At 40.6% G+C, this 12,344-nt stretch carries 11 protein-coding genes; 7 read left to right on the forward strand and 4 right to left on the reverse strand.

What is annotated here, in order from left to right:
• The first annotated feature begins 35 nt into the window (after positions 1-35).
• Positions 36-773, forward strand: coding sequence for an SDR family oxidoreductase (locus ACE38W_RS15980; protein WP_375832250.1), 738 nt, complete (start codon positions 36-38; stop codon positions 771-773).
• Between the two features lie 86 nt (positions 774-859).
• Entirely contained in the window at positions 860-1,531 is a 672-nt protein-coding gene (locus ACE38W_RS15985; RefSeq protein ID WP_375832251.1) for a hypothetical protein, read from the forward strand.
• Between the two features lie 25 nt (positions 1,532-1,556).
• Here the strand turns inward: ACE38W_RS15985 and ACE38W_RS15990 are convergent, their stop codons facing one another.
• Positions 1,557-2,489, reverse strand: coding sequence for a helix-turn-helix transcriptional regulator (locus tag ACE38W_RS15990; protein ID WP_375832252.1), 933 nt, complete (start codon positions 2,487-2,489; stop codon positions 1,557-1,559).
• A gap of 96 nt (positions 2,490-2,585) precedes the next feature.
• Between ACE38W_RS15990 and ACE38W_RS15995 the strand changes: the two genes are divergently transcribed.
• Positions 2,586-3,689, forward strand: a complete 1,104-nt coding sequence (locus ACE38W_RS15995) for an FAD-dependent monooxygenase (protein WP_375832253.1) — start codon at positions 2,586-2,588, stop codon at positions 3,687-3,689.
• A gap of 66 nt (positions 3,690-3,755) precedes the next feature.
• On the opposite strand, the gene ACE38W_RS16000 is transcribed toward ACE38W_RS15995, so the two are convergent.
• Both ACE38W_RS16000 and ACE38W_RS16005 read right to left on the reverse strand, forming a co-directional pair.
• Positions 3,756-4,625, reverse strand: a complete 870-nt coding sequence (locus ACE38W_RS16000; RefSeq protein ID WP_375832254.1) for a RimK family alpha-L-glutamate ligase — start codon at positions 4,623-4,625, stop codon at positions 3,756-3,758.
• An 11-nt stretch (positions 4,626-4,636) separates the two neighbouring features.
• A complete protein-coding gene (locus tag ACE38W_RS16005) occupies positions 4,637-5,527 on the reverse strand; it encodes a DMT family transporter (protein ID WP_375832255.1) in 891 nt (296 codons plus the stop codon).
• Between the two features lie 244 nt (positions 5,528-5,771).
• Here ACE38W_RS16005 and ACE38W_RS16010 point away from each other — a divergent pair, with 244 nt between their 5' ends.
• From ACE38W_RS16010 to ACE38W_RS16025, 4 genes are all read left to right on the forward strand, one after another.
• A complete protein-coding gene (locus ACE38W_RS16010; RefSeq protein ID WP_375832256.1) occupies positions 5,772-7,184 on the forward strand; it encodes a PLP-dependent aminotransferase family protein in 1,413 nt (470 codons plus the stop codon).
• 387 nt (positions 7,185-7,571) lie between these two features.
• Positions 7,572-7,901: a hypothetical protein gene (locus ACE38W_RS16015; protein ID WP_375832257.1), complete on the forward strand. Its 330-nt coding sequence runs from the start codon at positions 7,572-7,574 to the stop codon at positions 7,899-7,901.
• Between the two features lie 505 nt (positions 7,902-8,406).
• Complete coding sequence (locus ACE38W_RS16020; protein WP_375832258.1) at positions 8,407-9,669, forward strand: serine hydrolase domain-containing protein; 1,263 nt, start codon at positions 8,407-8,409, stop codon at positions 9,667-9,669.
• Positions 9,670-10,003: 334 nt separating this feature from the next.
• Positions 10,004-10,147, forward strand: a complete 144-nt coding sequence (locus ACE38W_RS16025) for a hypothetical protein (RefSeq protein ID WP_375832259.1) — start codon at positions 10,004-10,006, stop codon at positions 10,145-10,147.
• A 20-nt stretch (positions 10,148-10,167) separates the two neighbouring features.
• Here the strand turns inward: ACE38W_RS16025 and ACE38W_RS16030 are convergent, their stop codons facing one another.
• Positions 10,168-12,105 (reverse strand): carboxypeptidase-like regulatory domain-containing protein, encoded by a 1,938-nt coding sequence (locus tag ACE38W_RS16030; protein WP_375832260.1) that lies wholly within the window; start codon positions 12,103-12,105, stop codon positions 10,168-10,170.
• Positions 12,106-12,344 lie beyond the last annotated feature (239 nt).

Consider the following 12,344-nt stretch of genomic DNA (forward strand, 5'->3'; position numbering starts at 1 on the left):
CCCTCTACTTTTGCTGTATAAAATTCATACAAGCAATGAAATATGCATTAGTAACAGGGGCCAACAAAAGCATTGGCTTTGAAGTTGCACAGCAGCTGGCACAAAAAGGAATTTATGTATTCCTCGGCAGTCGTAATGTAGAAAATGGTATGGCAGCCGTTAGTAAGTTAAAAGACGAAGGGTTAAGCAATGTGGAAGCCATTCAGCTCGATATTACCGATGATACATCCGTACAGCATGCCCGAAATGAAATAGGCAAGAAAACAAAAACGTTGGACATACTTATTAATAATGCAGGCATCTATGGTGGTTACCCACAAGCGGCGCTAGACGCCACTATTGATCAGTTTAAAACAGCCTACGATGCAAATATTTACGGCATAGTTCGGGTTACACAAACGTTTATCGATTTGTTGAGAAAGTCGGAAGGGCCTCGTATTGTAAATGTAAGTTCAAGTCAGGGTTCGATTACGCTTCACAGTGATCCAACGTATAAATACTATGACTACAAGGGTGTTGTATATCTGTCTTCAAAAGCAGCCCTGAATATGTATACCGTTGTTTTGGCATACGAGTTAAAAAATACTAACTTCAAAGTAAATGCCGTTTGCCCCGGATATACTAAAACAGATTTCAATGGACATCGTGGCCCCGGAGCAGTTGAAGATGCCGGAAAGCGGATCGTAAAATATGCCCTGATAGATAATGATGGCCCCACCGGAAAATTCTTTAGTGAGGAGAATAACCCAGAAACAGGAGAAATACCTTGGTGATAGCTCAGATAAACCGAGGTAAGTTTACTGTATACTCTAAATAATAAAGAATGAAAAATCTTCTATAATTCACCCAAACTTCCCCTATGTATTTTAGGTTGCTGACTTTATCAATGCTGTTCTACTTAACTACCGAAAAAGTATATTCCCAAGCTTCGATTTCGCCAGCAAAAGAAAAGGTTTTGCTGCAGATGGACTTTGAGGATCCTGCTAATCCGATGGTGCCTACTATTACGTATGGGGATACCGCCAGTGCGATGGTGCAGCATGATCATTATGTGCTGGATGCTAAAAAGGCTGGCCGTTTCTGGGCGCTGAGATTGGCTACGCCGATAGAATATCTGCCAGCCTGTAATATCCTTGAAATGAAAATGAAGGTAGTGGCAGATAGTGTCCGTACACCATATGGGATACTGTGGCATTCTGTTCAACAGGCCCCTAAGAGCTTCAATGAATTTGCCTTTTGGATTTATTCAACAGGTGAGTATGTCATATTTGCTAAAGCGAATGATTCCGTTTTTAAGATTGCTGAATTAACGGAATGTGCTTGTGTAAATAAAGGAATATCTGCCTATAATACTTTACGCATAGAAGAAATACATAGTGGGGAGTTTCGGTTTTTCATTAACGGCCAGATGGTGCACCAAGCATCACTGATGGTACCTCATTTTACCACCTTCGGATTTTATACAGATGCACATACGACGCTGTATGTGGACTATGTGAAATTTGCGGCACGGGTGGAGGAGAGTAATTAGATAATTTAAGAAGAAGCTGTAGTGGTCATCTCACTTCACTGCTGTATTTTTTAGGCTTTTTACCGATATGTTTTTCGAATACCCGCGAAAAATGGCTCAGGTTTTCGAAGCCCACCTGGTAGCCTGCAGCAGATACCGATAACTTTTCATCGCGTATAAGCCGGGCGGCCTCTTTCATGCGCAGATGCTGGTAATAATCATATATCCCCATACCAAAAACCTGGGTAAACAGGCCGCGAAGTTTATGTTCATTCATTCCGGCAATCTTTGTCAATGCTGTAATACTGCTTGGCTTATCTATGGAGGAGCTGATTTTGTCGCGCACCTGATAAATGGCTTTGATATCGTGGTCGCTGATCTTTTGGTGGGCGGGCTTCTCACGCTTTCTTAAACTATCAAATAAGTGTAGCAGCAATTCCAGCGCCTTTACTCTGTAATAGTAGCCTTTTAAGACAGCAGGTTCTTCTTTTTTTACAATGTCATTAACGGTGCGAAGTATATCGTCCGTCATGATTTCTTCTATTAAAAAATTATTGGCGCTATCGAAGAAATATTGAAAGTGTGCTGCATCTTCTTGCAATAAGGTTTTTAGATAGTCGGTACTTATACTGATGGCGATATGAGTGACCTGTTTATTCTTACTGAAATGTATTTGCTGGGGTATCGCAAACGGAAATATTCGTACGTATGGCGTGTCAACAGTACGCCGGGTTTTACGAGAGGTAATGGTATCTTCAACAATATTGTAAAACAAAAAGCCAATACTGTTTATAATGGCAGAGGTGGAGGTAGTACGGGTGAAATTATTTTTGACAGTGAATGAGCTGAAATGCATGGCCATGTCAGGGAGAAAATCATAGGCTTCGAAGAATTTAATATCAAAGTGTTGAAAATCCTTTTCTACCGATAAGCCTACTTTGGCAGCATATTTCAGTATCCGTTGATTTATATTTTTCATCGTTTTACGACTATTTTTTGAAGTTATACGGATATTTTATTTGTAAAGCTACAACTACTTTTGTTGTGTTAAGTAACATAACAAAATATAGCAGGTATGAAGCAACAAGTATTGATCTCAGGAGCAAGCTTTGCAGGCCTGACGCTGGCCTATTGGTTAAATAAATTCGGCTACCAGGTGAAGGTAGTAGAGCGGGGAGGAAGTCTCCGTACTGGTGGCTCACCCATCGATGTCCGTGGGCAGGCTTTAGATATCGTAAGAGAGATGGGAATATGGGAGGCAATCAAAGCCAAAGAATTTGTACATTCTATCGAAATCGTTAATGCCCAGGACGAAACCCTGGCAACCGTTTCCATCAATGAAAAAACGGAATACCTTGGAGACATTGAAATCCACCGCGGTGATTTGTTAGAGATTCTATATGGTATAATTCCCAAAAATGAGGTAGACATTGAATTTGGTAATAGTATTACCACGCTGATACAACACGAAGACCGCGTAGAGGTAACATTTGAAAACGGCAGCAAAAATAATTTTGATTTTGTATTTGGTGCTGATGGCGCACATTCCATTGTAAGAGCACTTGTTTTTGGAAAAGAAAATAACTTTAAACAATTTTTTGGGGCATACTTCGCCTTTGCGGAAGCTGGTCATATTGCGACAGGCAGACCGCGAGACACCGGCATCGTATACCGGGAGGTGGGTAAACAAGTTGTGATCTATCAGTTTAAAGATGCAGCTAATGCAGCGCTCATCTTCAGAGCGCCAGCGTTGGACTGGGATCACAGAAATCAGCAGCAACAGAAACAACTATTGCAACAATATTTTGGGGAAAACAAACATTGGAAGGTTCCTGAAATCCTGGATACCGTGCTTCGTACTGATAAGCTGTATTTCGATGAGGTATGCCAGATTCATATGTCCACCTGGACGAAAGGCCGTGTTGCCCTGGTAGGCGATGCTGCACATGCTCCGAGTTTCTTTACAGGTATGGGTACAAGTCTGGCTATGCAGGGAGCAACGCTGTTAGCGAAAGCCTTGCATGCGAATGAGGACTATCATACTGCTTTTTATAACTATAATGCTAGTTTCAGACCTTACGTAGAAAGTGTGCAGGCAAGGATCACGCATGGACTGAAAGTACAACTGCCGGAATCGGAGGAGGAATTAGAGGCCTCCATCAGCGCATGGAGTATGTAGGAAATATTGGTCGATAAGATCAGAACAGCCATGTCTGCAAAGTAGCATGGCTGTTCTAAAAATCTTCTATGAAATCAGTGCCACCAGTGCCTGATAATAGTTTTCCAATAAATCATCGTCACCATTAAAGAACAAGTAAGGTTCTATTAGTTCCAATTCCATTAATCTGAAAGTGTTATCTATTACAACACCGTCTACTCTTGCATACAGCGTAGGTTGCGGTAGGCTCTTTATATATTCGCCTGCCTGTTCTATGTGCAATGGATTAGGCGCGGGATAGCTGATACTGCCACCGTGATAGTGTTGCACCCTGAAGTCGCCCTGTTTGGGAGTCTTTAAGGAGCAATGGCTATACTTTCCATTAAAGAACAAAAACGACCATTCTCCATTTTTAATTTCTTCCACGAAAGGTTGTACGAGGTAATCTGCTGTCTTTAAGTGTTCATCGATTTCGGCTGTACGTTCTTTCAGGTTGCTTTTGTTTACGATCACAGTATTTTGCGCTCCTGCGCTAACGCAGGGTTTCACCACTAAATTTTCTGTACCGAATAAATCAAAGAAATGATCATCAAAGGAGGCACCTTTATCAAGGTACTCGGAAGGAATGATGGGCAGCCCTTTTAGTGCGAAATCTTTCAGGTATTTTTTGTTACTGTTCCATTTAATGATTTCCACAGGGTTTAATACCTTGACATTTAATTTTTCTAATTTATCCAACCAGTTAGAAAAATCCGTCAGGTGGTTGTGATAGTCCCATGGGGATTTGAGGACGGCTACATCAAAATTGCCCCAATCTACAGCTTCATCATTCCATATTGCAGGAACAACATCTAATCCTTTGCGCGTCAAAAATGCGACCAGGTCTGCATCTTCATCATTAATAACACCTTGCGCAAGCCTTTCCTGTTTTTTGTATCCTACTATCGCGATTTTCATATCCTTTCTTTTTATTTAGCAAATTTCTTCGTTCCTGCCACGCAGAGTATTACCCCGACTGTTACGGCTAACATACCCAGACTTACTTTTTCGTGCAACAAGAAAGCAGCTAATGCCAAACCAAAAAAAGGTTGGAGTAGTTGTAGCTGTCCTACGGTTGCTGTACCGCCTTGTGCGAGACCTTTATACCAAAAAATGAAAGCAATGAACATACTAAACAGTGAAACATATGCCAGGCTTCCCCAGGCAGCTGTACTGATGCCTTCAAAGGATGTTGGCATGTAGACAAAAAGAAGCGGCAACATCACGGGGAGTGAAAGTACCAAGGCCCAGGAAATCACTTGCCAGCCGCCTAATGTTTTGGTGAGCTTTGCGCCCTCCGCATATCCCAAACCACAAAGAATGATAGCTGCAATCATTAGCAAATCTCCTGTAGGGGAGGCCGTAAGACCTTGTGCCACAGCATAACCGATGACGAGGAGGCTACCTATAACGGAGAAAACCCAAAATATAGGTTTGGGGCGCTCGCCACCACGAATGATCCCAAATATGGCGGTTACCATTGGTAGGATGCCCAAGAAGACGATGGAATGAGCAGAAGTAATATGCTGTAATGCCAATGCACTTAACAGTGGAAAACCTACGACTACACCAAGCGCCACGAGCACCAAAGGGAGGATCTGATTTCGGGTAGGACGTTTTTCCTTAAATACTAACAATGCTATAAGGGCAAGTATGCCGGCATTGGAAGCCCGTGCAACTGTAAAGAACACTGGGTTAAGTTCCAGGACTGCCACTCTTGTTGCGGGCAATGAACCACTAAATAATACTACACCGATAAAACCGTTTAGCCAGCCTTGAGCTGTATTTTCTTTTACTTTATTTATACTTAATGCTGTCATTGTTTATTTGTTGGTGCAAATTTCGCTCATAATGATGATTAAATACAGTCACAGTTTTAGTTATTGTAATGGACACAGTTGTATTTGATTTCGAACCTAGTTTGATATAAACAAATTGATGTAAAATTGTGTCTGCACTGTTTTAATGTAGTAAATTCAATATTGAGTGTATTTAGATAGGATCGGTAAAAATATATACAGCTATATATTTTATTATTTTTATGGTTACAGTTAAGTTTAGAATATGAAGAAGGATTTTTTATACAATGAAATAGCAGGGAACATTGCAGAGAAAATCAAGGCAGGGGTGTTGAAAGCGGGGGATAGGTTACCTTCTGTAAGGATGTTGAGCCAGGAACAAGGAATAAGTATCAATACTGCCAAGCGGATTTTTCTCGAATTGGAATCACAGTCATTGGTGCATGCCAAACCGCAATCGGGCTATTTTGTAAGTCCATTGAATTATTTGAAACTTCCGTTACCAGAAGTAAGTCAGCCCATTCCTGTTGCCAATAACAGGGAGCCAGATGAACTGATGAATGTTGTATATTCCACAATGGGACGAAGGGATTTAACATTGTTTTCCATTGGTGTACCCTCCGGTAATCTGCTGCCGTTGGCAAAGCTGAAAAAAGAAATTGTGCTGGCTACGAGAGAACTGGAAGAGGGTGGAACGGAATACGAACCTATACAGGGGAATATGAAATTGCGAAGGATGGTGGCTGCCCGTTCCTTGGCCTGGAAAGGTAACTTAAAGGAAAGTGATATCATCACCACTAACGGCTGCATGAATGCTTTGGTGTTATGTCTGATGGCATTGACAAAACCGGGTGATACCATTGCATTGGAAAGTCCTTGTTATCCGGGTATTCTACAGCTGGCTGTGAGCCTGGGATTAAAAGTGCTGGAAATAGCCACACATCCGGTAACAGGTATTGATATGGATGCACTGAAAAAATTGCTGCCTAAGATTAATGTATGCTTGTTAGTACCTAATTTTAATACCCCTTTGGGATATTGTATGCCTGATGCCAGCAAGAAGGAAGTGGTAACACTCTTAGCCGAATACAACATTCCACTTATTGAAGATGATACATACGGTGATATTCATTTCGGCCCTGAACGTCCTAAGTGTTGTAAATCTTATGATAAGGGCGGAAATGTGCTGTGGTGTGGTTCTGTGTCCAAGACGCTTGCCCCTGGTTACCGTGTGGGCTGGGTGGCTCCAGGAAAGTATAAAGACAAAATCCTGAAATTGAAACTTATACATTCACTGTCTTCCACCTCCGTTATTAATGAGGCGGTAGGAAATTTTCTGCTGACCGGAAAATATGAGCATCATCTTCGCAAGTTGCGAAGAACACTACAGGAAAACTATCAGAAAACTGCGGACGCCATCGCTGCCTACTTTCCGCAGGGAACTAAAATCAGCCGGCCACAAGGAGGACTAGCCCTATGGATGGAGTTCCCAAAAAATATAGACACTGGTGAACTATACAATCAAGCGCTAAAAAAACGGATAAGCATTTCTCCTGGTAGGGTTTTTACCTTGCAGGATCAGTATCATAATTGTATGCGCGTTTGCATCGGCTTACCATGGACCGATGATCTGAAACAGAGGTTGAAAGAGGTTGGAAACATGGCGAAGATGATGTAGTAATGGGTTAGTGGCGATGTTATTTCTGAACAGTATTGGTAAAATAATTGGTAAGAAGTATATCTGATAGGAAGTCGTGCAACGTGGGAAAAAAAGCAACAACATTTTTGTTAAAGGAGCATAAATAATAAAAGGCGACATTAAGTCGCCTTTTGTTATCCCGCTGGGAATACACAGAATATCTCCAAATGAGACAAAATGGCCTACTAGTTATTCGTAACACAATTGTCCCCGAAAAGGCACTTGGATTTATTTTGTTTGATTATACGATTTTAAGCGTTTAGTAATAATAAAAATTAACCAAGTTCTAGCAATTTTTTCCTTAGCGGACATGTGTTTATCCCATGTCAAATATCTGCCGTACTTTTAAATTCAGATATTTAGAAAATGGATGCAAAAAATATTTTTATCGCATGTAATCGCTATGCCGGCCGTATTAAATGGGTGATGAACAGAGGTAATGAATGGACTTATATTGGGATTGGGGGTGATTATAATGAAGACAAAGCAAATACGCTTATCGAGCAACATTTTAGTGATTCAGAAATATACTTAGTAATAGATCGGCATAATTCATTTTTAACTCTGACAAAAACCGCGGCTCAGTCCATCCGAGAGCTACTAAATAAGAACGACCTTACACTTAGTAATAAGGATTTTACTAAAATGATAGTATTTAATAGAATAGGAGTTGTGAAATATGGAGAGAGGACCTAAGGTATGCTTCATTTACCCTATTCTTCTGTAAGATGGTATTGCTAACTGTGTTTGGGTAATACCAAACATCAATTTAAAGCACGAAGATAACACGCGATTAGAAAAAAGCAGGTGAAGTGTCTTTGTATGGCGGGAAAAGGCTGGTTCTTCACATAATCGTACAACAACGATCAAGAACATTAGTAAATCCAAATAAAGATATTTGTATCTAAGCAAAAGCTGATTAACCTGTGAAAAAGTAAGGGCAAAAATAGAATGTTATACAATAGGAACTCGACTTATAAAATCCTCTCTAGGAGCGGATTTTATAACGTTTCCAGTGAACCTTATGGTGCAAAACTCGAACCTCTTTGTCTTTGATTTACGAAAATTGGCCGAAATAGCCTAACTGTACATTCGTATTTTTGTAAAATATACAGTAATGGCAAGCATTCGGCCAATACCATTTTCTTAAAGGGTTCTCATTAAAATGACCGTTCTTTATATTAAGAAATACATTCTTGATATGAAAGGCATACACCAGGATTCTGTTGAAAAAATCGTCGGAAAACTCGTTCTCCTTCTTTTGTTTATCTGTAATGCTAATGATGTCAGGGGGCAGTTGGCAGCTGATTCGCTAACCGCCGCGCTCACTGAACAATACCAGCAAAACGGTTTTCCGGGGTTCAGCGTATCCATTGTAAACAGTGACAGTATTTTATACGAACATGCGTTCGGATTCGCTGACCTGGAAAAAAACATTCCGTACACCACTGCTACGGTACAACCAGTTGCTTCTATCAGCAAACTATTTATTGGAATGGCAGTGATGAAAGCTATCGAACAAGGTTTGTTTACATTGGACACTGACATCAACAGTATTTTACCTTTTAAAGTACAACATCCGTACACGCCTGCAATACCCATTACGTTAAAACAACTCGTTACGCACACCTCCGGGATAACAGATAACCCGGAGGTATACAAAAAAACATACTTATATAATACTCCCTTGCAGGAAGATAATCCGATCTATAATTTACTAAAATCAAAAGGGTATGGTGCAAAAGGCCAGGACACCACTTTAGGCGCATTTCTCCAGGATTATTTAAGCGCGTCTGGCACTTATTATTCAAATAATAATTTTAATAAAGGCGCACCGGGTAAAAGATATGAGTACTCCAATATCGGTTCTGATCTGGCGGCCTGGCTGATAGAACTTAAATCAGGTATTACCTTCGCTCAGTACACGCAACAATATATTCTGCAGCCATTACAGATGACACATACCACCTGGTCTACTGCCACCGCGGATCAGGCAAAGCTGGCAACCTTATATACCGGCATCAAAGCCCCATATCCAAAATACAGTTCCGTTACTTATCCAGATGGTGGGCTTACTACTTCTTGTCATGAGCTGAGTCTTTTTCTGAAAGAAAATATTGCAGGACAGCAAGGCAAAGGAAAAGTTCTTACTCCCGCCTCCTACACCACCATGTTACAACCTTCATTTTCAACTGCTTATAATCCAAAGAACATAGATCCAGGAGAACCTAATATTGGGGTGTTCTATGCCATGAAAAAAAATGGTATTATCGGGCATAGCGGCAGCGATGGGGGAGTTACTGCTTTTCTTTTCTTTAGCCCCACCAAAGGTTATGGCATGTTGTTAATCACCAATACAGAACTGGAAGGACTAAATGGCGTGAACAAAAACCTGCTGACAGGATTCGAAAAAATATGGGGCACTATGATCAACTATGCGGGAAAATTACAACCGGTTAAATGATAAATACATACGTTGTAATGAGATTATACAACCGAGCCATGCTAAAAACGAAACCCCGCGCGCAGCAAGGGGTTTGTTAGTTATCTGTTATCCCGCTGGTACAAAACTCGAACCTTTTTATCTTTGATCTGCGAAAATTAGCAGAAATAACTAATCGCTTCTCTTATTGATCGAAATGGCAACAGTAGTTCCCTATTATGTAAAAGAACTCGTAATTCTTATTATTCCTTTACAACGTTATGTTAATAATAAAAATTAATGATCCTCGATTTTGTAAAGATGTACTTATCTATTCTAAATGTAACTCAAAAAAAAATTGGCTGGATTATTTGAAATGAAGACTAGCAATTCGAATACTGGCGAAGAGTGGAAATTTGAAGGCGATCATTTCTATATCTTCCGGCATACCAACAACATCATACAAATCATTACCAATCTGATAACAGCATTACAAGACAACAGTCTCTGGACAGCGTAACAATTTCCTGATAAACCAATTTAATTACCCTCTTGAACTACGAGATTGAACCCGGCGCCCAACCCTTTTGTCCTGGTCCATTCCGCTTCGCTCGTTTTACGGTGATAGGTACTGGAGTTTAAAAATCCTGCCGAAAAGAATATAGCCCCATGGTAAGCCTTTGCAGTACCTGCCAGCCATTCCAGTGAAACGAACACATCTCCCTTCATTTGCAGGTGATAAGGGGTAAGATCAATTTTATACGTTCCCACTTTGTCGTCCATGGTGACGAAGATATTTTGCTGCAATAAATTTTCCGCGGGCATCCCATCTTTCATTCCATAGATGTTCACCCGGAAAATGCTGCTATCAAGGCGATTCTCAGAAATATTAAAATTAAAGGCCCGTAGCAATACCTCTTTTCTTCCCAAAGAAATCTTTACTCCCAGCTCACTACCCAGATCCCGTAAAGGAAATCCTACACTGATAAATTTTGATTTACTGGTGTTACCAACAGTTTTTAGCCGGATATTATCCGCTTTCACTACCACCTCCCGTAACTGCTCATTTTTCTTGCTTAAAGTAATATTATGCTGAACAGACAAAACAGGCAACAGGTCCTTCACAAGATAACTTCTAGATTGATAACCTATGGATGATATACGAATACTATCGTTAAGCAATGCTTTGCTCACCCGCAATAAAAAGGTACCGTCTTCACCGGATACCGTACCACTATTACACGCTGGTATTCCCAGGTTTACATAAGGTATTGGTTCATTGTCTGCTGCCACTATCTTTCCTTTCAGGAGTACCATACCGGAAGTGTCATTTAATTTCTCTCCTAGCCTGACAAACGATGCCGACCCCAATTTTGCTTTTAACAGCGTCGTCAGTTGATCGTCAAAAATAGATTTCCTGCCTTTCAGAAACTGATCAAAATAATCGAGCGACAATCTCTTCACTAATTCATATGGCGTTTTAACACCTGACAAGGAAGGTAAACAACTAAAGTCTTCATGATCCGTATTTAAAAGCCGGAGATAATACTTTTTACTATTGAGGAGAGATGACAAACGATATACGCTATCCACATTCCTGTCGTCCAGCTTATGATCACTCTCAAGGTAGGCATAAGGCTGTCGAAGCACCTCAGGATTAAAAAATGCAGCCTGTCTGAGCGTGTCAAAATCCAGGTCTTCTTCCTGTTCCCCGCCATAGTAATGCATCTCAGAACCATCCAATGACAACAAAGCTCCTATTGACTTATTTTCCATAGCCAGCACCGTAGCTGCCAATCCACCATAACTGTAACCCATCAGGCCTAACCTTGTACTATCCACATTACGATCCTTCACAAAATGCCTGATAACAACGGCCCCGTCATTTACCTGCTCCAGCAGATCTGTGTACTTTGTTGTCATATTTCCCGGATAACGGCCAACAGAACTAATAGCTACCACTATATAGCCGTGGCTGGCGAGATACTCAAACAAGGATATATTTTCATAGCTCATACCATTAAATGCAGACATATAGACAAGGAGCGGAAACGGACCTTTCAATTCCTCCGCATTCAAATGACTCTGTGTAGGTAAATGGAATCCTACTTCTGTATTTCCCTTTGTGCTATTGGCACCAAAATAATGTAGCATCTCATCCGCTAATCCATCCAGCTTAAGGTCATTCTGAAAACTGTTGGCTCTTTTCTCAAACAGCGATAGAAAATAACGATAAGGTATCAATGAATCACGGGAAGTGACTTCTGCCGGAAACCACACATCCAATTCCAGCGGACGATAAAATAACGGACCGCCTTTACCGGCCTTCCGTTTATATTGTCTTGATGAATCTATAAATTTGTACTCCTTATATCCTACATTATAAATATTAAGTGAAGAGCTTCCGGTAACACCTCCCTGGCTAAATGCATCACAGACCAACAGACTTAATAAGAGGAAAATAAATACAGGTTTCATAAACACGTTTTAATAACGGCTTCTAGATAGGACTAAAGTTGAAAAATAGTTCATTAGTTAAAATCAATGTTATTACCTATAAAATTATAACTATACTTTAACGAGTATCCATTCCATACAGCTGGCGATGACCAGCTTCCCGAAAAACTGTAGCTGGGTAAATTAGAAATTTTGGGGTGGAACTTGTAACAACCAATTATCCTTTTCCCAAGGAGATATTCAGGTACAAGATGTATCAG

It is taken from the genome of Chitinophaga sp. Hz27 (genome assembly GCF_042263525.1).
Lineage (GTDB): Bacteria > Bacteroidota > Bacteroidia > Chitinophagales > Chitinophagaceae > Chitinophaga.